This window comes from Saccharopolyspora ipomoeae, assembly GCF_029952525.1.
Taxonomy (GTDB): Bacteria; Actinomycetota; Actinomycetes; order Mycobacteriales; family Pseudonocardiaceae; genus Saccharopolyspora; species Saccharopolyspora ipomoeae.
The window spans coordinates 94,180-119,448 of sequence record NZ_JASAOF010000013.1 but is presented as its reverse complement, the minus strand read 5'-3'; the positions used below and the strand labels follow the sequence as shown (position 1 = coordinate 119,448).

The following is a 25,269-nucleotide window of genomic DNA, read 5'->3' as shown; positions in this document are numbered from 1 at the left end:
TCGCGTGTGGGAACGACGCGGCAACGTTGCCGAGCCGGTACACAACGGCAAGCTTTTCGACAACCGGCAAGCGGGTTACGTCGGGGGCAGTTTCCGCAGGGCGGTAGTGGTGAGGCCGAAGAGGCGATCCGCGGTGTCGGCGGCCGAGGCGTCCTTGAGGGACAGCATCGTCAGCAGCGATCTGTCCGATCTGATCGCCGTCGCCGCCGTGCACGTCTGGTAGCCCGTGACCGGTTCGCAGTACAGCCAGCTGGAGTAACCGAGCACGTCCACTTCGACGCCCCTCGGTTGCCGCTTGGCGAGGACCGGGTACGGCTCGTGGAAGCCGGCGGCGGCCGTGTTGTCCGGGTGGCCGCCCAGCAGGTGCGCGCACGCGCCCGGGACCGGGTTGCCGGGATGCGGCGGGCCCACCGCGCCGCCGACCGGGACCAGGTCGGCGGGGGCGAGCAATGTGCACGGGTCGACCTCGCCGCGCGGGCCCGGGATGCTGGGCGGCGTCGCGATCGCCGAGCGGGTCTGCGTCGCCTCGGGCTGGTCGTGGAAGCCCGCGGCCGGGATGGGCGTGCCCGCGACGTCGGACGCGCACCCGGTCAGCGCCGGTCCGCCGATCAGCACGCACAGCACGAGCAGACGTGGCAGGCGGTCACGGAACTTCGGCACGGGGTAACCGTAGCGGCGGTGAGTGCGGGAGACCACGCCCAGGTGCGCCATCCTGACCGGTGATCGGCGCACAGCGACGGTTACGCTCGGTACGTGCCATCCGAGTCCGCCGCCGCACAGAGTTCCAGCCCTGGTCCACGGCCTGCTGGTCAGCGGCCCACTGGTCAGCGGCCCACTGGTCAACGGCCCACTGGTCAACGGCGCAGCGCCTCCGGCACGGTCGGCGTGCTGGTCTTCACCGCAGGAGTGCTCGCGGCGCTGATCGCCGCCGGCCTGACCGCGCTGTCCGCCGGGGCCAACTACGCCCTGCTCGGACTGCCCGACCCCGGTCCCGTCACCCAGTACGGGCTGCCCGTGGTCCGGGTGATCGCCGAGACCGGAGCCGTGGTCACCGTCGGCTCCCTGCTGCTGGCCTCGTTCGGCATCCCCGCGAAGCGCTCCGGAGCGCTGCTCGCCGACGGCTACGCCGCCGTGCGCGCCGCGGGCTGGGGAGCCTCGGTCTGGTTCGTCGGCGCCGCGCTGATGGTGCCGTTCATCTGCGCCGATGCCACCGGCCGCCCGGTGAACGAGGTGCTCAGCGCCGACGTGATGCTCGGCCTCCTCGACGCGCTCGAAGAGGCCAAGGCCTGGGCGCTGACCGCGATCATCGCGTTCGTCGTCGCCCTGGCCTGCCGGATCGTGCTGTCCTGGGGCTGGACCGTGGTGACCTTCGCGCTCGGCCTCGCCGGGCTGCTGCCGGTCATCGCCACCGGGCACTCCGCCAGCGGCGGTGCCCACGACATCGCCACCAACAGCCTGCTGTTCCACCTCGTCGGAGCCGTGCTGTGGGTCGGCGGGCTGATCGCGCTGATCGCCCACGCCGCCCGCGGCGGGGCGCACCTGCCGCTGGTCGCGCGCCGGTTCTCGGTGATCGCCCTGGTCAGCTGGGTCGCGATGGCGCTGTCCGGAGTGATCAACGCGCTGGTGCGGGTCTCGCCGGAGCAGCTGTTCGGATCGACCTACGGGCTGCTGGTGCTGCTGAAGATCATCGGCTTGCTGGTGCTCGGCGTGTTCGGATACCTGCAGCGCAGCAAGGTCGTCGCCCGGCTGGAGGCCGGGTCGTCCGGGCTGCTGCGGCTCGGCGCCGTCGAAGTGCTGATCATGTTCGCCACCCTCGGCGTCGCCGTCGCGCTCGGTCGCACCCCGCCGCCCGGCGGCTACACCACCGTGCCCAGCCGCACCGAGCTGATCATCGGCTACACCCTCGACGCGCCGCCGGACACCCTGCGGCTGCTGTTCGACTTCCGCTTCGACCTCGTCTACGGCACGGCCGCCCTGGTCCTGGCAGGCCTCTACCTGTGGGGCGTGCACCGGCTGCGCGCACGCGGCGACAAGTGGCCCGTCGGGCGCACCATCGCCTGGCTGTGCGGCTGCCTGACGATCCTCGTCGCCACCTCCGCCGGCGTCGGCCGCTACGCGCCCGCCGTGTTCAGCGTGCACATGGGTCAGCACATGCTGCTGTCCATGCTGGCGCCGGTGTTCCTGGTGCTGGGCGGGCCGACGTCGCTGGCGCTGCGGGTGCTCAAGCCCGCGGGCAAGGGGCAGCCGCCCGGTCCGCGCGAGTGGCTGACGGCGTTCGTGCACTCGCCGCTGACCCGCGCGCTCACCCACCCCGTCGTAGCGCTGGTGCTGTTCGTCGGGTCGTTCTACGCGCTGTACTTCACCGGCCTGTTCGACCTGGCGCTGAGCCAGCACTGGGCGCACCTGGCGATGAACGCGCACTTCCTGCTGGTCGGCTACGTCTTCTACTGGCCCGTCATCGGCATCGACCCGTCGCCGCGCCAGCTGCCGCCCATCGGCAAGGTCGGCATGGTCTTCGCCTCCATGCCCTTCCACGCGTTCTTCGGCATCGCCCTGATGATGTCCGCCAAGCCCATCGGCGCCGACTTCTACCGCAGCCTCGACCTGCCGTGGATGACCGACCTGCTCGCCGACCAGCAGCTCGGCGGTGGCCTCGCCTGGGCCTCCGGTGAGGTGCCGCTGGTCGTGGTGATGCTGGCGCTGCTGATCCAGTGGTCCCGGGCGGACGATCGGCAGGCCCGTCGTCTCGACCGCAAGGCCGACAAGGACGGGGACGCGGATCTCACCGCTTACAACGAGATGCTCAAACGCCTGGCCGATCAGGACTCGCCGCGCAGCTGAACACCCCTTCGTTCTCCCGGGGGCCCGCGTGCGGGGCTCGGGGTGGGACGCCACTACGATTCGGGGTATGGCCGAGTTCATTTACACCATGAAAAACGTGCGCAAGACGCATGGTGACAAGGTCATCCTCGACAACGCGACCATCCAGTTCTACCCGGGCGCCAAGATCGGCGTCGTCGGGCCGAACGGGGCTGGCAAGTCGACCGTGCTGCGCATCATGGCGGGACTCGACCAGCCGAACAACGGAGAAGCGTTCCTGTCGCCGGGTTACACCGTGGGCATCATGCAGCAGGAACCCCCGTTGAACGAGGAGAAGACGGTCCTCGGCAACGTCGAGGAGGGCGTCGGCGAGATCAAGGTGAAGCTCAACCGCTTCAACGAGATCGCCGAACAGCTCGCGACCGACTACTCCGACGAGTTGATGGAGGAGATGGGCAAGCTCCAGGAGGACCTGGACCACGCCGACGCGTGGGAACTGGACTCCCAGCTGGAGCAGGCGATGGACGCTCTGCGCTGCCCGCCGCCGGACGCCGAGGTCAAGCACCTCTCCGGTGGTGAGCGACGCCGCGTCGCGCTCTGCAAGCTGCTGCTGAGCAAGCCCGACCTGTTGCTGCTCGACGAGCCCACGAACCACCTCGACGCCGAATCCGTGCTCTGGCTGGAGCAGTTCCTGGCCAACTACCAGGGCGCCGTCCTCGCCGTGACGCACGACAGGTACTTCCTGGACAACGTCGCCGGCTGGATCCTGGAGCTCGACCGCGGCCGCACCTACCCCTACGAGGGCAACTACTCCACCTACCTGGAGAAGAAGCAGGAGCGCCTCGCGGTCCAGGGCAAGCGGGACGCCAAGCTGCAGAAGCGCCTCAAGGACGAGCTGGAGTGGGTCCGCTCCAACGCCAAGGCCAAGCAGACCAAGTCGCGGGCCCGCCTGGCCCGCTACGAGGAGATGGCCAACGAGGCGGAGAAGACCCGCAAGCTCGACTTCGAGGAGATCCAGATCCCGCCGGGCCCGCGCCTGGGCAACACGGTGGTCGAGGTCGAGCACCTCAAGAAGGGCTTCGACGAGCTGCTGATCGACGACCTGTCGTTCAGCCTGCCGCGCAACGGCATCGTCGGCGTCATCGGCCCGAACGGCGTCGGCAAGACCACGCTGTTCAAGACCATCGTCGGGCTGGAGGAGCCGGACAGCGGAACGGTCAAGGTCGGCGACACGGTCAAGCTCTCGTACGTGGACCAGAACCGCGCGAACATCGACCCCGACAAGAACGTGTGGGAGGTCGTGTCCGACGGTCTGGACTACATCCAGGTCGGCCAGGTCGAGATGCCGTCCCGCGCCTACGTCAGCGCGTTCGGGTTCAAGGGCCCGGACCAGCAGAAGCCGGCGGGCGTGCTCTCCGGTGGTGAGCGCAACCGGCTGAACCTGGCGCTGACGCTCAAGGCCGGCGGCAACCTGATCCTGCTGGACGAGCCGACGAACGACCTGGACGTCGAGACCCTGGGCTCGCTGGAGAACGCGCTGGAGCAGTTCCCCGGCTGCGCCGTGGTCATCTCCCACGACCGCTGGTTCCTGGACCGCGTCGCCACGCACATCCTCGCGTGGGAGGGAGATGAGGAGAACCCCGCCAAGTGGTTCTGGTTCGAAGGTAACTTCGAGGGGTACGAGGAGAACAAGATCGAGCGGCTGGGCGCCGACGCCGCCCGTCCGCACCGGGTTACCCATCGCAAGTTGACCCGCGGCTGAACGGAGGCGCCTTGGCGAGCGTGGCCGCTGTGGCAGAGCCCAGCTCGGTGGAGGGATTGCTCGAACCCGCGTGGCAGATGCGGTGGAGAGTTCCCGAACTCACCTTGGTGCTCAGCGACAGAGCGGCGGCGCTCGCCAGGCGCACCGGCGACCGGGGCGCGCGGCTGCGCGCCGAGGCGCTGGCCCTGTTCGCCGCCAACCGGCTGGGGCGCGGGGTCGCGGCCACCGGCCGCGCCCTCACCGCCGTCCAGGACGCCGAGACGGCCGGGTTCCCCGACGTCCTGACCAGGCTGCGCATCGAGCTCGGCTGGTGCGCGGTCAGCTCCGGCAGCCACGAGGTCGCCGTCCGGCTCCTGCGCCGCGAGCTGGCGCGCGAGCGGATCGACCCCGTGCTGCGCGCCCACGCGCTGCTCGCGCTGGCCTCCGCGCTGCCCGGGCAGCAGGACGTCGACGAGCGCGCCGACGTCCTCGACGAGGCCGAGCGCCTCTACGCCGACTGCGACTCCGAGCAGGACACCACCCGCGTGCTCAAGGCCCGGGTGTGGGCGTTGCGGGCAGCGCACCGCCGCAGGCTCGGCGAGTTCGCCGAGGCCGTGGCCGCCACCGACACCGGGCTCGGACTGCTGCGGCGGCTCAGCGACCCCGAGGCCGAAGGCGGCGAGATCCAGACCCGCCTCCTGCTGGAGCGCGTGCACGCCCTGCTCGACCAGGGCCACCGAGTCGAAGCCGTCGAGACCAGCCAGGCCGTGCTGGCCGAACCCGTCCGCGCCGCGGCCGCCGGGCCCACCGGGTGGCTCGGGCTGGCGCTGGCCACCCGCGTGCACCTGCCGGGCGGGGACCACGAGTCCGCGCTGCGGGTGCTGGCCGAGACCGCCGCGATCTCCGAGCGGCACGGCCTCGACGGCCTGCTCGCCGAAGCGCTCAACGCCCTCTCCCGCGCGCACGAGCGGGTCGAGGAGATAGCCGAGGCCCTGCAGACCCTGCGCGGCGCCTACTCGGCCGACCGCCGCTGGCGGTCCCAGGTGCACCACGCCCGCCTCAGCCTCCTCAAGGCCTACCCGGCGGACTCCGAGGCACCCGCCCCGGACGGGCGCCGGGGCCGTCGCGCCGCTCCCGTGGCCGTGGTGTCGGAGCGCGAAGTTTTCATGAAAACTTCCCCCACCCACGAACCCGAACCCCCGGCCCGCACCACCCCTCGAACCCCGGAACCCGCTCCGGACCGAACCCCTGCACCCGGAGCGGTTGAACCCTCTGTGACCAGTCACGACGTGGTTTCGGTGGAGGATGACGACCTGGACGGGGTCGGGTCCGACCGCCGGGAGACCTCCGAGGGGGAGGGGGAAGTTTTCATGAAAACTTCCCTCACTTCTGAAACGGGACCTGAGGTGGTTCGGGCGGAGTCCGCGAAGACCGAGGGGGCTCGGGGCGGTTACGCGGAGGCGCATGACGCTGCGCGGTTGTTGATGGAGGCTTTGACGAGTCGGGTGGCCAAGGAGGCTGAGGATCGGGAGAGCGCCGAGGTGTCCGCTCCTGTCGAGACTCCCGCTCCTGTTGAGGCTGCCGCTCCTGTTGAGGCTGCTGAGTCCGTTGGTGGGGGTGGGTTGTCCGAGCCTCGGGTGGCTTTCGACTCGGCTTCGCCGAGCGAGGTGTTCGAGGTTCCCGAGGAGAACGCGCCTGCGGAGCGTTCCGCGGGGAGCTGGTGGCCCTCCGACGAGCCGGAACGCGTCGAGCCCGACACGCACGAGGAAGCCGGTGGGTACGAGGACGGCTACGGCGAGGAGGACCCCGGGCAGCGGTGGAGCGGGGATCCGCTGGCCGCGGCGGCCGACAGCCTGCGGCGGATCACCGAGGCACACGACCGCCGCGAGCACGCGCCCCGGCCCGAGCCCGAGCCCGTCACACCCGCGCAGGGCTTCCCGCTGCCCGAGCCCGAGGACGTCCCGGAGCCGAGCGCGCACGCCCGCCCCGAGGAGCACGAGCCCCAGGAACAGGGCGGACGTCGGTCGCGGGGCAAGTCGCTGGCCGAGATCCGGGCGGAGCTGAAGCTCCCCGCCGACCACCAGCCGTCCCGCCGCCGGGGACGGCGGCACGCCGACCCCGATCCGCTCGCCGCGTTCCAGCCCGACCCCGAGCGCGAGTCGTCGGCGCGCTCCGCCGAGGACACCGACCCGAACCTCCGCCAGGTGGAACCCGATCCGGAACCGGCGCCGCCAGAACCGCCAGCACCGGAACCAACACCGCCGGAACCGACACCGCCGGAGCCGAGCGCCGACGCGAGCCTGGCAGACCTGCTCGCCGACGCGCTCATGGCCTACAACGCCGGACGGACCGACGAGGCCGAGCAGCAGGTGAGCGGGGGAATCGCGGCCATCGGGTATGGCGGTCGCCACAAACCCGGTTACGGTGAGCCCGGATATGGCGACAGCCACAGCGACGGCGATTCGAACCACACGGATCACGACACCGGCGGCGAGACCGGACGCAACCGACACGAGTCCACAGAGGATGATCGACACGACGGCTTCGGGGCCCGGCACCGCGCACCCGGAATCGGTGGCGCGGCAGTGGATCCGTTGCTCTGAGAAACCTCACGGACATCGATCGTTGCGCCTGTTTTCACCACCACACCTCGATCAGATCCCGGCCCCGTGAGCGGGAACTGGCAGTCTTAGAGTGGAACCTGTTGGCACAACGAGGTGCCGTAAAGCGTGGAGCTGCCTGACATGACCTCGAATCCCGGACAGCTGCTGACCGGAACCACCGGCGAGCAGTCCGAGAACCCTGAACTGGCCAAGCGTCGGTTGCTGGAACGAGCCGTCGAGTTCGCACCCGAGCTCGGCGAGCTGCTTCGCACCTACTACCGCCACGTGCCGGCCGAAGAGCTCGTCGACGACGATCCGAACGATCTCGTCGGAGCCCTCAGAACGCACCACCGGCTGGCCGCGTCCCGCGCCGCCGGGCGCCCGCTCGTGCAGATCGTCAACCCGACGCGCGACGAGCACGGCTGGCAGAGCCAGGCGACCGTGGTGCAGACCGTCACCGACGACATGCCGTACCTGGTGGACTCGCTGATCGCCGAGCTCGGTCGCGACAACGCCGACGTGCTGCGCGTCATCCACCCCATCGTCGTCGTCCGCCGCGACCTCGCCGGTGAGCTGCTGGAGGTCCTGCCCGAGGCGGACCCGGCCGACCCGCCGGACGGGGCGATGGCCGAGAGCTGGATGTTCGTCGAGGTCGGCCAGGTCGTCGACCCCGACCGCCTCGCCGCGCTCAAGCAGGACCTCGCCGACGTCCTCAACGACGTGCGCGAGGTCGTCGAGGACACCGAGCGGATGCACGCCTGCGCCCGCTCGCTGGCCGACGAGCTGGAGAAGACGCCGCCGCCGCTGTCGTCCGAGCAGGTCACCGACGGTGCCGGCCTGCTGCGCTGGCTCGCCGACGGCCACTTCACCTTCCTCGGCTACCGGCACTACGAGCTCGTCGAGGGCGACGGCGAGTCGCTGCAGGCCGTGCTGGCCTCCGGGCTGGGCGTGCTGCGCAGCGACAGCGTCGCCGCCCGCAGCCTGACCACCGGCCCGGACTCCAAGGCGCACGCGCTGTCGTCGGAGCTGCTGGTGCTCACCCAGGCCAGCGCACCGTCCACAGTGCACCGCCCGGTCCACCCGTTCTACGTGGGCGTCAAGACCTTCGACGACTCCGGCCGGGTCACCGGTGAGCACCGCTTCCTCGGCCTGTTCACCACCACGGCGCTGCACGAGGACGTCCTGGACATCCCGTTCGTCGAGCGCCGGGTGCGGGACGTCATCCACCGCGCGGGCTTCCCGCTGGAGTCCTACTCCGGGCAGCGGATGCTGGAGGAGATCCAGAGCTACCCGCGCACCGAGCTGTTCTCCACCGACTTCGAGACGCTGCAGGAGACCATCACCGGCGTCCTGGCCCTCGCCGAGCGCCGCAAGCTCAAGCCGTTCCTGCGCCGCGACGCCTACGGCCGGTTCTTCTCCTGCCTGGTCTACCTGCCGCGCGACCGGTACACGACCAGCTCGCGGCTGGCGATGCAGGAGGTGCTGCTCGACGAGCTCGGCGGCACGAGCCTGGAGTACAGCACGCGCGTGGGCGAATCCACGCTGGCGCGAGTGCACTTCGTCGTCCACACCGACCCCGACGAGCAGGTCGAGCCGAACCTGCAGCGCATCCAGCAGCGGCTCGACGAGGCCATCCACACCTGGGACGACCAGATGGTCGCCGAGGTCGACGCCGAGCGCTCCGGCCGCGCCGAGGGCGGACCGGCGCGAGCCCTGTCGGAGGCCATCAGCCAGGCCGGGCAGGACTACGCCTCGGTGTTCCCGGAGGCCTACAAGGAGGACTTCAGCGCCGCCGAGGGCCTGCGCGACCTGCGTCGGCTGGAGTCGCTGAGCGGCGCCGACGACCTGCGCATGTCGTTCTACGTGCCGCGCGACGCCAGCGCCGGGCAGCGCCGCTTCAAGCTCTACGTCGGCGGCCGGGTCACGCTGTCCCGGGTGCTGCCGGTGCTGCAGAGCATGGGCGTCGAGGTCGTCGACGAGCGGCCCTACGACGTGACCCTGGAGAGCTCCGGGCGGCAGTGCTACATCTACGACTTCGGGCTGCGGCTCGACGCCGGGCTGCTCGACAGCACCGACGGGCAGCTGCTGGACTCGCTGCGGCAGCGGTTCGAGGACGCCTTCCGCGCGGTGTGGCTGGGCGACGCCGAGGTCGACCGGTTCAACGCGCTGGTGCTGCGGGCCGGGCTGAACTGGCGGCAGGCCGCGGTGCTGCGCGCCTACGCCAAGTACCTGCGCCAGGTCGGCATCGCCTACACCCAGGACTACATCGAGGACACCGTCCTCCAGCACCGCACGACCACGACCGCGCTGGTGCGGCTGTTCGAGGCCCGCTTCGACCCGGAGCTGGGCGAGGCCGACCGCAAGGCCCGCGAGGCCGAGCTCACCGAGTCGGTCACCACCCTGATCGACGAGGTCACCAGCCTCGACGCGGACCGCATCCTGCGCAACTACCTGAGCCTGATCCGGGCCACGCTGCGCACCAACTACTACGTCGACACCAGCGAGCGGGAGCGCCCGTTCCTGGCGTTCAAGCTCGAACCCCGCGAGATCCCCGGCCTGCCCGAACCCCGGCCGCAGTTCGAGATCTTCGTGTACTCGCCGTTCGTGGAGGGCGTGCACCTGCGGTTCGGCTCCGTCGCCCGAGGCGGTCTGCGCTGGTCGGACCGGCCGCAGGACTTCCGCACCGAGATCCTGGGCCTGGTCAAGGCGCAGGCGGTGAAGAACGCGGTGATCGTGCCGGTCGGCGCCAAGGGCGGGTTCGTCGTCAAGCGCCCGCCGATCGCCACCGGCGACCCGGCGGTGGACCGCAAGGCCGCGCAGGACGAGGGCGTCGCCTGCTACCGGATGTTCATCTCCGGCCTGCTCGACCTCACCGACAACCTGGTGGGCGGCGAGGTCGCCCCGCCGCCGAACGTGGTGCGCCACGACGGTGACGACACGTACCTGGTCGTCGCCGCCGACAAGGGCACCGCGACGTTCTCCGACATCGCCAACGACGTCGCCCAGTCCTACGGCTTCTGGCTCGGCGACGCCTTCGCCTCCGGCGGCTCGGTCGGCTACGACCACAAGGCGATGGGCATCACCGCCAAGGGCGCGTGGGAGAGCGTCAAGCGGCACTTCCGCGAGCTCGACGTGGACACCCAGAGCGAGGAGTTCACCGTCGTCGGCGTCGGCGACATGGCCGGTGACGTGTTCGGCAACGGGATGCTGCTCTCCGAGCACATCCGGCTGGTGGCCGCGTTCAACCACATGCACATCTTCATCGACCCGAACCCGGACGCGGCGAGCTCCTTCGCCGAGCGGCGCAGGCTGTTCGACCTGCCGCGCTCCACCTGGGACGACTACGACCGCACCAAGATCAGCGAGGGCGGCGGCGTGTGGTCGCGCTCGCTGAAGTCCATCCCGCTGAACCCGCAGATCCGCGAGGCGCTGGGCATCGACGAGTCGGTGCGCGGACTCGCCCCGGCCGAGCTGATCAAGCGGATCCTGCTGGCCCCGGCCGACCTGCTGTGGAACGGCGGCATCGGCACCTACGTCAAGTCGGCGGCCGAGAGCCACGCCGAGGTCGGCGACAAGGCCAACGACGCGGTCCGCGTCAACGGCGCCGACCTGCGGGTCAAGGTCGTCGGCGAGGGCGGCAACCTCGGCCTGACCTCGCTGGGCCGGATCGAGTTCTCCCGCACCGGCGGCAAGGTCAACACCGACGCGCTGGACAACTCCGCCGGCGTCGACTGCTCCGACCACGAGGTCAACATCAAGATCCTGCTGGACCACCTGGTCAGCGACGGCAGGCTCACCGGACCGCAGCGCAACGAGCTGCTGGCCGAGATGACCGACGAGGTCGGCGACCTGGTGCTGGCCGACAACCACCGGCAGAACGCGGTGCTGGGCATCTCCCGCGCCCACTCCGGTCCGATGTTGCCGGTGCACGCCCGGCAGGTCGCGGCGCTGGAGCAGTCCGCGGGCCTGGACCGGGAGCTGGAGGCGCTGCCGACCAAGAAGGCGTTCCGCGACCTGGAGAAGTCCGGCGACGGGCTGAGCTCGCCGGAGCTGGCGACGCTGATGGCGCACGTGAAGCTCCAGCTCAAGCGCGACGTCCTCGACAGCGGCCTGCCCGACGCCGAGGCCTTCGCCGAGCGGCTGCCGGAGTACTTCCCGAAGCCGCTGCAGGAGCGCTACGGCGACGCCATCGCCGCGCACCCGCTGCGCCGCGAGATCATCACGACGCTGCTGGTCAACGAGATGGTCGACGGCGCGGGCATCTCCTACGCCTACCGGCTGGCCGAGGAGCTCAGCGCTTCCAGCACCGACGCGGTGCGGGCGTTCGCGGTCGTCACCAACGTCTACGACCTGCGACGGCTGTGGGCCGACATCGACGCGCTGGGCGGTTCGGTGCCCAGCGCCATCGCCGACGAGATGGTGCTGGAGAGCCGGCGCCTGCTCGACCGGGCGGCCCGCTGGATGCTGACCAACCGGCCGCAGCCGCTGGCCATCGGCGCCGAGATCACCCGGTTCCGGCCGGTCGTCGACGAGCTCACCCCGACCGTGCGCGGACTGCTGCGCGGCCGGGCCGCCGAGGGCGTCGCCGCGCAGATCGAGCGCTGGGTGGCCGCCGGGGTGCCGGAGGAGCTGGCCGAGCGGGTCGCGGTGCTGCTCGACGCCTTCGCGCTGCTGGACATCCGCGAGGTCGCCGAGCTCGCCGAGCGCGACGCGGGCATCACCGCCGAGCGCAGCCCGCGGGAGAGCGCCGAGCTGTACTACGCGCTCTGGGCCCACCTGGACGTGGAGCGGATGCTCATCGCGGTCAACGAGCTGGAGCGCGGCAACCGGTGGCACGCACTGGCTAGGCTGGCGCTGCGGGATGATTTCTACGCGTCGCTGCGCGCGATCACCGTGGACGTCCTGCGCACCTCCGAACCGGAGGACGGCTCGGAGGAGAAGATCGCGCGCTGGGAGTCGGCGAACGCCTCCCGACTGGCGCGGGCCAACTCGTCGCTGGAGCAGATCGTGAGCTCCGGGCGGCTGGACCTGGCCACGCTGTCGGTGGCGGCGCGTCAGCTCCGCAGCATGGTCCGGTGAACATCGGGTGGGGAAGTTTTCATGAAAACTTCCCCACCCCCACAGCAGAGAGGAACCCCGTGGGCGCCTTCGTAGCGGAAGTGGCCCTGCGCTGGTCCGACATGGACGCGTTCGGTCACGTCAACCACGCCAGGACGATCACGTTGCTGGAGGAGGCGCGGGCCGATCTGCTGTTCACCGAGGCCGAGAAGCAGGGCCTGCTGGGCATGGCCGAAGGCATGGTCGTGGCCCGCGTGGTCATCGACTACCACTCGCCGCTGATGTACGCGGCCCGCTCGCTGCAGGTCCGGATGTCGGTGCGCGACCTCAAGGCCGCGTCGTTCGTCCTCGACTACACCGCGTTCGCGCAGGAAGCCGTGTGCACCGCGGAGACGCTGATGGTGCCCTACGACCTGCGCGCCGGGCGGCCGCGGCGGCTCACCGCCGAGGAACGCGACTTCCTGTCCGAGTGGCGGGCCGAGCAGCTGGAGGCGCACCGTGCCTGAGCTCCGCATGCCGGACCGGGTCGAGCGCGACGACCTGGGCGCCTTCGTCGCCCGCGCGGTCCGGCTCGACTCCCAGACGGTGGTCCGGATGCGCAACCGCCCCGGCACCGACCGGATGGACGTCTGGGCGGCCACCCCCTTCGACGCCCTGTCCACCCGCGCCGTGGAGGGCTCGGTCGACCCGGCCGACCTGACGATCTCCGGCAACGAGCTGCTGGCGACGCTCACCGTCGCCGGGGGCGACGTGATGGACCCGGGCGCGCCGAAGGACCTGCTGTGGCGCTCGGAGCTGCCGCCGGCCACCGGGTGGCAGCTCGTCGAGGACCTCCCGGCCTCGCTGGTCGGCGAGGTCGCCGAGCGCGGCATCGACGTCGCCAAGGAGAACGTCGGCCCCAAGGGCACGCCCCCGGCGTCGCTGCTGGACCAGGAGGTCTTCACCGTCCAGGGCTCCGGCTTCGACGTGAAAGTGCCGCTGCGCTGCCTGTTCGTCCTCTCCGGCATGGGGTTCCTGGTCAAGGCGCCCGGCGAGGAGGAGATCGTCCGGGTCAGCGCCACCGACTCCTGGCTGCGCCTCGACTCCCGCTACGGCGCCGTCGTCCGCCGCCGCCACGCCCTCCTACCGCTGCTGCTCTGAACGGCGATCCGCCTGTCGGACGGATTACGGCGGTATTCAGCCACCGGATTACGGCGGTTTTCCGTGTGGTGGACGGATTACGGCGGTTTTCGGGGTCCGGATTACGGCGGTAATCCGTGTGGTGGACGGGAAGCCGCCGTGGGTGGGGGAGGGGATTTCTGCCGTGGTGCGGTTAGTGGGTGGGTTTCGGGCGTCGGTCGGTGACCGCTCGGACGATGTCGCTGACCAGGGCTTCAAGCGGGCCGCGGCGGAAGAAGCGGCGCCAGGCGCAGGTGAAGGCGAAGGTGAAGATCAGGAACACCTCCGGCATGAAGGTGTTCACGAACGCCGTGAGACCCGTCGGCTCGTGACCGTCGCGCGGGAACCACGGCAAGTTCGGGTCGTCCGGCAGCGACGGGCCCGAGCTCGCCAGGTGCGCCAGGTCTTCCGGCACCCCGCTCAGCGGCCAGCCACCGGAGACGATCTGCCAGGACAGCGCCAGCGCGTGCGCCGCGTACAGCGTCAGCGCCATCGACCCGGCCTTGGCCAGCGGCGTCAGCGCGCTCCCCGTCCGATCGGCCAGCTCCAGGCACAGCGCCAGGACGATCAGCGCGATCCCGCCCGAGCCCAGCAGCTCGAAAGTCGTCCCGCTGTGCGCGTTGGCCGCCAGCAACCACTCCGGGTGCCCGACCGGGATCGTGCCCTCCACCGGGGCGGGCGGGCCGACCGGCACCAGCAGGAACGACACCTGGTAGCCCACCAGCGACAGCACCAGGCCCACCGCGCCCAGCCGCAGCCGGAGCCACCGCGAGGTCAGATCCATCCGGCCCACGGCCAGCCCCGCCAGCACCAGCGGCAGGTAGGACGCGGCCGGGTAGAAGCCGAGCAGCAGCAGGTCGAACAGACCCTCATCGGCCAGCAGATGCCCCGGGTCGACGCCGTTGACCAGGGACACCAGACCCGCCAGCGGGGTGTCCGCCGCGATCCAGCCGCGCAGCACGAACGACAGCTGCGGCCCCACCGCCGCGCTCACCGCCGCCGCCACGACCAGACCGCGCGCCCGCAGCCGCAGGAACGGCACCGCCAGCAGGAAGTACAAGCCGTAGAACGGGATGATCACCGTCAGCAGGAACCCGGTCGCCTCGGTGGCCTTCGCCAGCGCCAGGCCCAGCACCAGCAGCGCCACCGCGCGCACCGCCACCCGCAGCCGAGCGTCGCGCAACGCGCTGCCCGACGGCGGCGTCGCACGACCCGTCATCAACGCCAGCGACACACCCGCCAGCAACGTGAACAGCGCCGTCGAGCGGCCGCTGAAGAACTGCGCCGCCCACACCTCCGGCAAACCGGTCGTGAACGGCACCCCGAAGTGGATGCAGAACATGCCGAACACGGCCACGAAGCGGGCCACGTCCACGCCCACGAGCCGCGACGGCCTCCTGGAGGTAGCGGCGGGCGCCCGGCGTGAACTCCGTTCGGGCGCAACCGCAGTCATGACATCCAGGTGATCTCGGGGGCTTCGACCGGAAATCTACCGACCGCTTCCGCGCGCCCCCGCACCTGCCCGCGCCCGCGAGGCCCGGCTCACACGAGCCAGGCGGCGGTGCCCGGCGGCAACTCGCCCGCCACCAGCGGCCGCGAGCTCAGCAGCACCTCGCCCGGGGGCAGCGGAACCGGCTCGGCCGAGGTGTTCAACGCGCAGATCAGGCTGCTGCCGACACGGCGGAACGCGAAGCAGTCCTCCGGCGCCCCGAACCACTCCACCTCGTCACCCGTGAACGCCGGATGCGTCGCCCGCATCTCCATCGCGTGCCGGTACAGCGACAGCGTCGACTCCTCGTCCTCCAGCTGCGCCTCCACCGTGAAGTGCACCCAGTCGTGCGGGATCGACGACCAGTCCGCCCGCGCCGCCGAGAACCCGAAGGGCCGCATCAAGCCCTCCCACGGCATCCGGACCCGCTCCGTGCCCGGCAGCCCCAGCTCCTCGCCGTGCCGCAGGCACACCGCGCCCGGCAGCGCCAGCTGCACCAGCGCCATCGCCCGCACCGGCGTCAACGCCGCGTGATCGCGGATGCGCGTGCTGTCCCGGCTCGCCATCGCCCACGCCGGGCGCGGGCCGGGGGAGTCCAGCACCGTCGTGATCGCCTTGCGCACCGGCTCCGCCGAGAACCCCGCCACGGCCAGGTCCAAGCCGAACAGCAGCTGCCAGCCACCGGTACCGCTGCCGATCACGATCCGATCCGGGTACTCGGCCACCACCGAGGCCACCGCGTCCGCCGGATCGTTGCGCGGCGCGAGGTGGAACCCGTCCACCCCCTGATCCAGCCACGGCCGCAGCACCGGACCCGGATCGGCGCGCGCCGGATCGACGTCCATCGCCATCAGCACCCGAAGCCCGTTGTCGTGCGCCTCCGCGAGCAGTCTCGCCAGCGCCGGAGAAGCCGGATCGGAACCGGCGATGCCGGCCAGCACGATCACGTCGACGCCCAGCAGCTCCAGGTAACCGAGCCTGCCGCGAATCCCGTCGAGGTCGCCGACCCCGTCACCGTCGGCGTCGGCGAACGCGCCGACGTCGATCTGGTAGCACACCGCGTCGAACCACCACGGCCTCTCGCCGTGGTGGTCCTGCGTGCCCACCTGCCGCATCACCAGGTCCTTCGCTCCTAGATCGGGTCCGCCGGTCAGAACCACGAGTTCATCATGCTGTTGGCGGCCATCTCCAGGTACTGCCAGAGCTGGTCGCGGTGTTGGGGCTGCAACCCGGCCTCGTCCACGGCCAGCCGCATGCAGCGCAGCCAGGCGTCCCGCTCGGCCGGACCGACCTTGAACGGCGCGTGCCGCATCCGCAGCCGAGGATGTCCCCGCTGGTCGGAGTAGGTGTGCGGGCCGCCCCAGTACTGCATCAGGAACAGCCGCAGGCGCTCCTCCGCCGGCCCCAGGTCTTCCTCGGGGTAGAGCGGGCGCAGCAGCTCGTCCTTGGCCACCTCCTCGTAGAAGCGGGCCACGATGCGGTGGAAGGTGGGTTCGCCGCCGACCTGCTCGTAGAAACTCTCCACGGAAGTCACGGTTCCATCCTCTCAGGTTGGTTCGGGGCGTTGGCTTCAGTGGTCGGTCGGGTGCGGTGCGTGCCTGCTTCCGTCTGCAGACAAGACTCCGTGGTCATCCTGCTCGGCGATGCGGGTAGAACCCGCGGCGGTGCAGGTCGCTCGGGTGGTGGAAGAGGGAGCGCCTTCGGTGCTTGCTTCCGCTACTAATACGGGATCCCCCGGCCGGAGGGTTCGGCTCGGGGGATCCCGCTGGTCAGTTGGTCGAGACCGTGTTCGGGGGCAGCGGGCGCCCGTTCGGGTACGGGGGCTCGATGGCCGAGTCGTCGTAGGCCCGTTTGATCTCGACCCGGAGCCTGCGCTGCACCGCCCACTGGCGGCCCGGCCGGACCTTGACCGTCAGCCTCAGGGTGACCGTGTCCGAGGTGATCTGGTCGACGCCGAGCATCTGCGGCTGCTCCAGGACGTCCTTCGAGAGCGGCTCCTTGGACGTCGCGTCCGTGGCGACCCTGCCCGCGACCTCGATGGCCTTCTCCACGTCGGAGCTGTGCGAGATCGGGAAGTCCACGACCGCGACCGCGAAGCCCTGCGAGGAGTTGCCGACCCGCAGGATCTCGCCGTTGCGGACGTACCAGACGGTGCCGTTGATGTCGCGCAGCGTGGTGACCCGCAGGCCCACCGCCTCGACCGAACCGATGGCCTCGCCCAGGTCGACCGTGTCGCCGACGCCGTACTGGTCCTCGACCATCATGAACATGCCGGACAGGAAGTCCCGCACCAGGTTCTGGGCGCCGAAGGCGACCGCCACGCCCAGCACACCGGCCGAGGCCAGCACCGGGGCGATCTGCACGCCCAGCACCTGCAGGACGTAGATCGCGGCGAGGCCGTAGATCACGAACGACACCAGCGACTTGAGCACCGAGCCGATCGTCTTCGCGCGCTGCTTGCGGCGCTCGGTCAGCAGCTCGGTGGTGAGGCTGTCACCCCGGCGCTCGCGCAGCGGGGCCAGCAGCTTCGGGGGCTTGCCGTTGCCCTGCGTCAGGCGGGTGATCATCCGGTGCAGCAGCCACCGGATGATGAAAGCGACCACCAGCACCAGCAGGATCTGCAGCGGCTTGGCGATGAGCAGGTCGGCGTAGCTGGCCAGCCAGGCGTTCCGGGTCCAGTCGTACACCGCCTGGCACCAGAGCTCGGACTCGCCGCACGTCGGCGGCTGGGATAAAAGCGGCAAGTTCATGGGTTCGGGGGTCTCCACGTGCTGTCGTTCAACGGGTGCGCCGCATCGCGCGAGCACCGGCCGGCTCGAACTTCGTGCACGCCCCGCAGCGCACGACGATCGAAAACCGGTCGGCCGGAACCGAGTTCGGGGCTCAGTCCCAAGCGAGACCGGTCGCCTCCGCGAGGAAGACGAGCTGGTCGGTCGTCAGCCCCACGGTACGGGACACCGACCGGGCGGCATGGCCCACCTCGGTCTCCCGGCGGATCAGAATAGGCCGTTTGTCCGGGTCGGATCCAGTGGCGTGCTGCAACGCCGCGCACATCTTGCGCGCGTGGTTGGGGTCCACGCGTGAATCGGACTCGAAGACCGTGAACAGCACCGACGGGTAGTCCGTGTTCTCCGTCACGTTGTGGTACGGCGAGTACGACAGCAGCCAGCCCAGCTCCTCCGGATCGTCGGCCGTGCCGTACTCGTCGTTCCACGTCCGGCCGAGCAGGAACCGCTCGTAGCGCACCATGTCCAGCAGCGGAGCCGAGCACACCACCGCCCGGTACAGCTCCGGCCGCTGCGTCAGGGCCGCGCCCACCAGCAGGCCGCCGTTGGAACCGCCCGAGATCGCCAGCTGCTCCGCGGTCGTCCAGCCCGTCTCGATCAGGTGCTCGGCGGCGGCGTGGAAGTCGTCGAAGGTGTGCTGCTTCTGCTCGCGCATCCCGGCGACGTGCCACTCCTCGCCCTCCTCGCCGCCGCCGCGCAGCGACGGCAGCGCCCACACCCCGCCCGCCGCCACCCAGGCCAGCGCCGAGGGCATGTACCCCGGCTCGCGGGACAGCGAGAAGCCGCCGTAGCCGGTCAGGAACACCGGTCGCGGGCGGTCCGGCTCGGCGACCGGCGCCAGCACGAACATCCGCACGTCGGTGCCGTCGGCCGAGCGGTAGGTGACCTGCCGGGTGTGCACCGGCGGCAGCTCGGCCGTCCCCGGCGCGGAGGACTCCAGCGCGACCTCGCCGGTGCCGCGGTCGTAGACGTGCACGCACGGCGGGGTCGCGAAGTCCGTCCAGCCGATCCACAGCTCGTCGCGATGCTGCTCGGTGGCCGAGTCGACCGTGGTCAGCGCGGTGATCTGGCCGGTGCCGGGCAGCGGGATCTCGGCGGTGCGCTCACCGGTGACCGGGTCGTGCAGCGTCAGCTCGGACACCGCGTGCCGGGTGCGCAGCACCACCAGGCGCGGGTCGTCGCCGTCGAAGTGGCGGACCGCCTCCAGCACCGAATCCGGTTCCTCGGCGATCAGCTCGGTCCAGTTCTCCGGTTCCGGGTGCTCCGGATCGGCCACGCACAGCCGCCAGCGCGGCGCGTCCTTGGTGGTCATCACGTACATCCGGCCGTCGCGCTCCACCCACGCGGCCACCCGGTAGCCGTCGGTGGTGTCCACGATCTGCCGGAGAGCGGGGACCCCGGTGCAGTCGGAGAGGTCGGCGATCCACACCGCGTCGCGGCGCGCGGTGCCCATGCTGCCCTCGATGATCAGCCAGCGGCCGTCCCGCGACACGTGCGTGCCGTAGTAGAAGGTGTGGTCCAGGCCCTCGCCGTGCACCAGCACGTCCTGCTCGGGATCGGCGCCCACCCGGTGCCGCCACACGCGGCGGTGGAACTGCTCCTCGCCGTCGGGCACCAGGTCGGGGTGCAGGCGGCGGATGTAGAAGAACTCCTGCCCGCCCGGCAGCCAGGAGATCGTCGAGTACCGGCAGCGGTCGATCGGGCCCTCGACCAGCTCGCCGGTGGCCACGTCGATGACGTGCAGCAACGACTCCTCGTCGCCGCCCACCGAGATCTGGTAGGCCAGCAGATCGCCCTCCAGGCTCGGCACCCAGCTGTCGAGCGTGGTCAGTCCGGACGGGTCGAGCTCGGTGACGTCCAGCAGCACCCGCTCGCTGCCGTCGGCCTCGCGCACGTGCAGCACGCTGAACTCCTGGTCAGGCTCGCGGCGGGTGAAGAACGCCCGCCCGTTGCGCCACAGCGGCGCGCCAACGGAACCGGTCGCCAGCAGCGAGCGCAGCCGCTCGGCCACCGCTTCGCGGCCCGGCATCGCGTCCAGCCAGGAGCGGGCCAGCTCGTCCTGAGCCGACGACCACGCCTCGGTGGCCGGCGCGGACACGTCCTCCAACCACCGGTACGGGTCGGCGACCTCGCGGCCGTGGAGGATCTCCACGACGTCCTCGCGGTCGGCGGTCGGGTAGCTCAGGTGCGCTTGAACGTCGGTCACGAGCGCGACGATACGTGGCGGGCAGGGGAGCGGGAGGGGTCCGGCGACCCTCTGGGCGTGATTCACCCGAGCTGATCAACGCGGTTCCGGGTTCGGTGATCGACAATCGGGAGCGTGGCGCCGACGAGGCGGGCGACGGCGGACGTGATCGCGGTGTGGGTCTCTCACCTGCGAGAACGGCAGTCGCAGTCACCTCGGCGGCGTGGCGTGGCGAATCACACGTGCGTTCGGACCTGGTTCTGTGCTGAACTTTGCCCGACACCGGTGGAGGTGGTCGCGTGCCAGACCGACAACCGATCCGACAACCGGCGCTCAAGGCCACGGGCCTGGCGTCGCGGGCCCCGCTGTGCCCGACGAGCCGAGGCTCGGGGCCACCGCAGGCGGATCGGCCTCCCGGTCACGCCACGTCCTGGCGCAAGCGACGGGTCCTGCTGCTCAACACGACCTTCGAACCGCTCACCGCGCTCCCGCTGCGCCGCGCCATCGTGATGGTCGTCTGCGGCAAGGCGGAGGTGGTCCACGGTGACTCGGCCGGGATGACCCTGCACTCCGCGAGCGCGGAGGTCGAGATCCCGTCCGTGATCAGGCTGAGCACCTTCGTGCGCGTGCCGTACCGCGGCCGGGTCCCGCTGACCCGGGCCGCGTTGATGCTCCGGGACAACCACCGGTGCGTCTACTGCGGCGCACGAGCGGAAACGATAGATCATGTTCTCCCGCGCAGTCGCGGGGGGCCGCACACGTGGGAGAACTGCGTCGCCTGCTGCACCAAGTGCAACCACCGCAAGGCCGACAAGACCCTCGCTGAGCTGGGGTGGCGGTTGCCGACCGCCCCGCAGGCGCCGCGCGGCCGGCACTGGCGGTTGCTGGCGGGCCTGAACGAGACCGACCCGCTGTGGTTGCCGTACTTGGGGGAGTCGGCGGCGTGATCTCGCCGGTGGGCGCGTCCGGGGCGTGCCGGGTCAGCTGATCCGCACCCCGTCGCGGGCGCGCCCGCTGATGCGCACCCCGTCGCGGCGGCCGCTGATCCGCACGCCGTCCTGACGGCCGCTGATGCGGACCCCGTCCCGGCGCCCGCTGATGCGGACGCCGTCGCGGCGCCCACTGATGCGGACGCCGTCCGCGAGACCGCTGATCCGCACGCCGTCGCGCTTGCCGCTGATGCGGACCCCGTCGTGCCGTCCGCTGATCCGGACGCCGTCCGCGAGACCGCTGATGCGGACTCCGTCGCGGCGGCTGCTGATTCGCACTCCGTGATCAACGAGCGGTTGGCCGGTCATCGAAAGGGTGAGTTCGCTGCGCTGAGTGGCGGCTTCGATGCGCGACATGGGGGCCTCCCGAATACATAGGGTGCTCTGAACGCATGTGATCAAATATGCAAGACCCATACAGGTGAAAACTATGATCAGAAGCCGACAGGAACAAGCCGCCAACCTGCCGCGAACTACCCCCGTCCGGTCCGACTCCATTCGGGTGCAAGGTTTGCCCCGAACGAGTTAAGAAGCGTGATTTGGGTCACCATACCCGGCGTGCGGAGGGTGGAGGCGGAAAACCCGGCTCGTCCGGATTCGGATGGTCGAGGGCGTCACCCTCGGTGGCGAGATCCGCTCAACCGGAACGAGGCGCTGGTGCTTCGGGTGAATTGCCGGATGATCACACCGCCGGTCACCGCACCAAGATCGCGGCACCCGGACGGACGCGCACACGGAAGCCGGTCGATCGGCTACCGTACTGGGCGTGACTGCTCTGGAGAGTGTGCTGGTCCTGGCGGTGATCCCAGCGGCCATCTACGGCGTGATCGTGCTCATCGCGATGTGGCCCAAGCTGTCCCGCGCGCGCTACCGCGCGGGGGAGGACTGGGACTTCGCTCCGGTGTTCTGGTCTGCCCACCCGCAGGGCGTGAACGCCGCGGTGCCGGCGGACGGCGAAGGTGAGGACGTGCCGGACGACGCACGGCCCGTCACGGCTCGGGGAGGCGCAAGTGGCAAGTGGTGAGATGGCTCCAGAGGCCGGTCAACCAGAGACCGGTCAACCAGAGGCCGGTCGAACGGAAAGCGGTGGGCTCGGAACCGGGGAGGCTCGCATGGCGACGGGTCGCCTGTCCGTGGCGCGGCGCGTCGAGCCGGAGCGCCCGCGGCTGCCGTTCAGCACGAGCGAGCTCGCCCGCCTCGACGAGGCGATGGCGGTCGCCAGTCGCAGCACCGGCCTGGAGTTCGCCGTCTACCTCGGCGACCTCGGCGAGGACACCCGCAAGCAGTCCGAGGAGCTGCACGCCAACCTCGGCGCTCAGGCCCCGGAGGCCGCGCTGATCGCGGTCTCGCCCGGTCAGCGCAAGTTCGAGATCGTCACCGGCGAGGAAGCGCACCGCCGGATCCCGGACCGCAGCTGCCAGCTGGCCGCCATGAGCATGGTCGCCTCCTTCAAGGAGGACGAGATCATCGACGGCCTCATCAGCGCGGTCCGCATGCTCGCCGACGCCGCGGGCACCTCGTTCAAGTCCGCGGAGCACCACTGATCGCAGACGCGAAGAAGCCGCCCCGGTCACGACCGAGGCGGCTTTTCAACGCCCTGAGGTGGACGAAGTTTTCATGAAAACGTCCCTCCACCGGAGAACGCGAGGTTTTCATGAAAACTTCGATCTCCCCGCACTCGTCCGAGGCCAGAAGGTTCTCGTGGAACCGTCACCTCTGGTGGGGGACGAAGTTTTCATGAAAACCTCGTCCTGGTGCGGGTGGGGGAAGTCCTGAGAACCTCCCCCACCCCGCGGTGTCAGGAGCGGTCGAACTCGCGGGCGGCGAGGGCGCGGACGATGCCCGCGCGGCCTTCCGAGACCAGGCGGCGCAGGGCCGCCGGGCGGTCGCCCGCCAGCCACGCGTCGGCGGCCGCGACGGTCTCGTCGGTGACCGCCCAGGACGGGAACAGGCCGATCACCGTCGGCTGAGCCCGCTCGCTGGAGCGGCGCTGCCAGACCTCGTCGATCGACTCGAAGTACCGCTGCACGTACGGCGCCAGCAGCTCGCGCTGGGCCGGGTGCTGGAAACCGGCGATGATCGAGTCGCTGACCGCGTTCGGCAGCTGGTCGTCGTGCACCGCGCGCTGCCAGGCCTTCTCCTTCGACCCCGCGGTGGGGATCAGGGCCCGGGCCCGCTCGGCGCGGCGGCGGCCGGTCGCGGTCTGGTCGGACTCCAGCTCCGCGTCGATCTCCGCCTCACCGGCCGCGCCGTGCGCGACCAGCGCCTGCAGCAGACCCCAGCGCAGATCGGTGTCGACCGTCAGACCCGGCAGCGGGGCCGAGCCGTCCAGCCAGCCGCGCAGCTCGTCGACCTGCTCGTCGGAGAGCACCGACCCGGTCAGCGAGTTGACGAACGCCAGCTGGTGGTCCGAACCGGGCGCCGCGGCGCGGGCCAGCTCGAACAGCCGGGAGCTGAACCGGCGCCAGCCCTCGGGCTGCCAGGACGGGTCCGCGTAGGAGTTCAGCGCGGTCTGCGTCTGCAGCAGCACCCGCTGCACCACGCCGATCTGGCTCTCCGCGCCGATGCCGGCCTCGGCCGAGGCGCCCAGCACCAGGGTCACGAAGTCGCGGGCCTTGAGCTCGGCCTCGCGGGTCATCTCCCACGCCGTGGACCAGCACAGCGCGCGCGGCAGCGACTCGTCGATGTCGCCGATCCGGTCCACCAGCGTGGCCAGCGACTCGGGGTCGAAGCGCAGCGAGCAGTAGGTCAGGTCGTCGTCGTTGACCAGCACCAGCTTGCCGCGGTGCACGCCGACCAGGTCCGGGACCTCGGTGACCTCGCCGGAGACGTCGAGCTCGACGCGGTGCCTGCGCACCAGCTTGCGGTTCTCGTCGTCGTAGATGCCGATCGCGAGGCGGTGCGTGCGCAGCTCACCGGCACCGGGCCGGGCCCCGTTCTGCACCACCGAGAACTGGGTGAACCGGCCCTCGTCGTCGGTGCTGAAGCGCGGGCGCAGCATGTTCAGGCCGGTGGTCTCCAGCCACTGCGCGCTCCACCAGGACAGGTCCCGGCCGGAGGCCTCCTCCAGCGCCTTGAGCAGGTCGTCGAGGGTGGCGTTGCTCCAGGCGTGCCGGTCGAAGTAGACCCGCAGCCCGGCCAGGAAGTTGTCCAGACCCACGTAGGCGACCAGCTGCTTGAGCACCGAGGCGCCCTTGGCGTAGGTGATGCCGTCGAAGTTGACCTCAACGGCCTGCAGGTCCGGGATGTCGGCGGCGACCGGGTGCGTCGAGGGCAGCTGGTCCTGGCGGTAGGCCCAGGACTTCTCGACGCTGGCGAAGGTCGTCCAGGCGGCGTCGTACTCGGTGGCGCCGACCTGGGCGAGGACGCTGGCCCAGGTCGCGAAGGACTCGTTGAGCCACAGGTCGTTCCACCAGCGCATGGTGACCAGGTCGCCGAACCACATGTGCGCCATCTCGTGCAGCACGGTCTCGGCGCGGCGCTCGTAGAGGTAGCCGGTCACCTTCGACCGGAAGACGTAGTCCTCCAGGAAGGTCACGCACCCGGCGTTCTCCATGGCGCCCGCGTTGAACTCCGGCACGAAGCACTGGTCGTACTTGCCGAACGGGTACGGGACGCCGAACGCCTTGTGGTAGAAGCCGAATCCCTGCTTGGTCTCGGTGAACAGCCGCTCGGCGTCGAGGTGTTCGGCCAGCGAGGCGCGGCAGTAGATGCCCAGCGGGATCGGGTCCTGGCCGTCCTCGCCGGGGAACTCGTCGCGCCACTCGGCGTAGGGGCCGGCGACCAGCGCGACCAGGTAGGTCGACATCGGCCTGGTGGTGTCGAAGACGTGGCGCTTGCCCGAGTCAGTCTCGGTGATCTCACCGGCGGCGTTGGAGATGACCTTCCAGTCGCCCGGGGCGTCGACCGTGATCTGGTAGGTCGCCTTCAGGTCGGGCTGGTCGAAGCAGGTGAACATCCGCTTCGCGTCGGCGGTCTCGAACTGGCTGTAGAGGTAGACGGCTCCGTCGACGGGGTCGATGAAGCGGTGCAGACCTTCACCGGTGTTCGTGTAGGCGCAGTTCGCGCGCACCACGAGTTCGTTCTCGGCTGCCAGGCCGGGCAGGCGGATGCCGGTCGACTCGTCGTAGTCGGAGACGTCGAGCTCGACGCCGTTGAGCACCGCGCTGCGCACCTCGTCGGCCACCAGGTCGATCCAGGTGTCGGCGCCGGGCTGGTTGCTGCGGAAGCGAACCGTGGTCGTGGAACCGAAGGTCTCCACTTCCACACCGCCCGCGCCGGCGGAGAGGTCCAGTTCGATCACATAGGACTGGACCTCCAGCAACGCGGCGCGCTGCTCGGCCTGTTCGCGGGTGAGGTTCGGCGGTGCCACGGATCACCTCGTAGTTCGTAGGGACGGTCATGGCCGGTGTGGATGCCCGGCGCAGGCATCAAATCACG

General features: G+C 70.7%; 17 protein-coding genes. 9 read left to right on the top strand and 8 right to left on the bottom strand.

All coding sequences use genetic code 11. From position 1 onward, the window contains the following. Window positions 1–75: 75 nt before the first annotated feature. Window positions 76–660: a DUF3558 domain-containing protein gene (locus QFW96_RS19725; protein ID WP_281457166.1), complete on the bottom strand. Its 585-nt coding sequence runs from the start codon at window positions 658–660 to the stop codon at window positions 76–78. A gap of 225 nt (window positions 661–885) precedes the next feature. On the opposite strand from QFW96_RS19725, the gene QFW96_RS19720 reads away from it, so the two are divergent. The 6 genes from QFW96_RS19720 to QFW96_RS19695 all read left to right on the top strand — a co-directional run bounded on the left by QFW96_RS19720 (window position 886) and on the right by QFW96_RS19695 (window position 13,362). Further along, window positions 886–2,841: a bifunctional copper resistance protein CopD/cytochrome c oxidase assembly protein gene (locus tag QFW96_RS19720; RefSeq protein WP_281457165.1), complete on the top strand. Its 1,956-nt coding sequence runs from the start codon at window positions 886–888 to the stop codon at window positions 2,839–2,841. Between the two features lie 67 nt (window positions 2,842–2,908). Then, window positions 2,909–4,582 (top strand): energy-dependent translational throttle protein EttA, encoded by a 1,674-nt coding sequence (gene ettA / locus QFW96_RS19715; protein WP_281457164.1) that lies wholly within the window; start codon window positions 2,909–2,911, stop codon window positions 4,580–4,582. A gap of 29 nt (window positions 4,583–4,611) precedes the next feature. Next, window positions 4,612–7,164, top strand: coding sequence for a hypothetical protein (locus tag QFW96_RS19710; protein ID WP_281457163.1), 2,553 nt, complete (start codon window positions 4,612–4,614; stop codon window positions 7,162–7,164). A 141-nt stretch (window positions 7,165–7,305) separates the two neighbouring features. Further along, window positions 7,306–12,243: an NAD-glutamate dehydrogenase gene (locus tag QFW96_RS19705; protein WP_281457207.1), complete on the top strand. Its 4,938-nt coding sequence runs from the start codon at window positions 7,306–7,308 to the stop codon at window positions 12,241–12,243. Between the two features lie 59 nt (window positions 12,244–12,302). Then, window positions 12,303–12,728: an acyl-CoA thioesterase gene (locus QFW96_RS19700; RefSeq protein ID WP_281457162.1), complete on the top strand. Its 426-nt coding sequence runs from the start codon at window positions 12,303–12,305 to the stop codon at window positions 12,726–12,728. Next, window positions 12,721–13,362 carry a DUF8185 domain-containing protein gene (locus QFW96_RS19695; protein ID WP_281457161.1) on the top strand — a complete coding sequence of 214 codons (642 nt, stop codon included), beginning with the start codon at window positions 12,721–12,723 and terminating at the stop codon, window positions 13,360–13,362. The genes QFW96_RS19700 and QFW96_RS19695 overlap by 8 nt, the downstream gene beginning before the upstream one ends. 172 nt (window positions 13,363–13,534) lie before the next feature. Here the strand turns inward: QFW96_RS19695 and QFW96_RS19690 are convergent, their stop codons facing one another. The 5 genes from QFW96_RS19690 to QFW96_RS19670 all read right to left on the bottom strand — a co-directional run bounded on the left by QFW96_RS19690 (window position 13,535) and on the right by QFW96_RS19670 (window position 19,861). Further along, the gene (locus tag QFW96_RS19690; RefSeq protein WP_281457160.1) at window positions 13,535–14,761 is read right to left on the bottom strand and encodes a heparan-alpha-glucosaminide N-acetyltransferase domain-containing protein; all 1,227 of its coding nucleotides are present in this window, start codon (window positions 14,759–14,761) and stop codon (window positions 13,535–13,537) included. Between the two features lie 161 nt (window positions 14,762–14,922). After that, window positions 14,923–16,029: an alpha-amylase family glycosyl hydrolase gene (locus QFW96_RS19685; RefSeq protein WP_281457159.1), complete on the bottom strand. Its 1,107-nt coding sequence runs from the start codon at window positions 16,027–16,029 to the stop codon at window positions 14,923–14,925. Next, complete coding sequence (locus QFW96_RS19680) at window positions 16,020–16,403, bottom strand: globin (protein WP_281457158.1); 384 nt, start codon at window positions 16,401–16,403, stop codon at window positions 16,020–16,022. The genes QFW96_RS19685 and QFW96_RS19680 overlap by 10 nt, the downstream gene beginning before the upstream one ends. Window positions 16,404–16,638: 235 nt before the next feature. Next, on the bottom strand, window positions 16,639–17,619 hold the full coding sequence (locus QFW96_RS19675; protein ID WP_281457157.1) for a mechanosensitive ion channel family protein: 981 nt from the start codon (window positions 17,617–17,619) through the stop codon (window positions 16,639–16,641). Window positions 17,620–17,752: 133 nt separating this feature from the next. Then, window positions 17,753–19,861 (bottom strand): prolyl oligopeptidase family serine peptidase, encoded by a 2,109-nt coding sequence (locus QFW96_RS19670; RefSeq protein WP_281457156.1) that lies wholly within the window; start codon window positions 19,859–19,861, stop codon window positions 17,753–17,755. Window positions 19,862–20,139: 278 nt separating this feature from the next. Between QFW96_RS19670 and QFW96_RS19665 the strand changes: the two genes are divergently transcribed. Further along, on the top strand, window positions 20,140–20,787 hold the full coding sequence (locus QFW96_RS19665; protein WP_281457155.1) for an HNH endonuclease: 648 nt from the start codon (window positions 20,140–20,142) through the stop codon (window positions 20,785–20,787). Window positions 20,788–20,820: 33 nt separating this feature from the next. Here the strand turns inward: QFW96_RS19665 and QFW96_RS19660 are convergent, their stop codons facing one another. Continuing rightward, window positions 20,821–21,108, bottom strand: coding sequence for a hypothetical protein (locus QFW96_RS19660; protein ID WP_281457154.1), 288 nt, complete (start codon window positions 21,106–21,108; stop codon window positions 20,821–20,823). Window positions 21,109–21,595: 487 nt separating this feature from the next. Here QFW96_RS19660 and ctaJ point away from each other — a divergent pair, with 487 nt between their 5' ends. Next, entirely contained in the window at window positions 21,596–21,853 is a 258-nt protein-coding gene (ctaJ, locus tag QFW96_RS19655; RefSeq protein WP_281457153.1) for an aa3-type cytochrome oxidase subunit CtaJ, read from the top strand. Then, complete coding sequence (locus QFW96_RS19650; RefSeq protein ID WP_425524772.1) at window positions 21,840–22,373, top strand: DUF5130 family protein; 534 nt, start codon at window positions 21,840–21,842, stop codon at window positions 22,371–22,373. Before ctaJ ends, QFW96_RS19650 begins: the two co-directional genes overlap by 14 nt. Window positions 22,374–22,627: 254 nt before the next feature. On the opposite strand, the gene pepN is transcribed toward QFW96_RS19650, so the two are convergent. Further along, window positions 22,628–25,201 (bottom strand): aminopeptidase N, encoded by a 2,574-nt coding sequence (pepN, locus tag QFW96_RS19645; protein ID WP_281457152.1) that lies wholly within the window; start codon window positions 25,199–25,201, stop codon window positions 22,628–22,630. Window positions 25,202–25,269 lie beyond the last annotated feature (68 nt).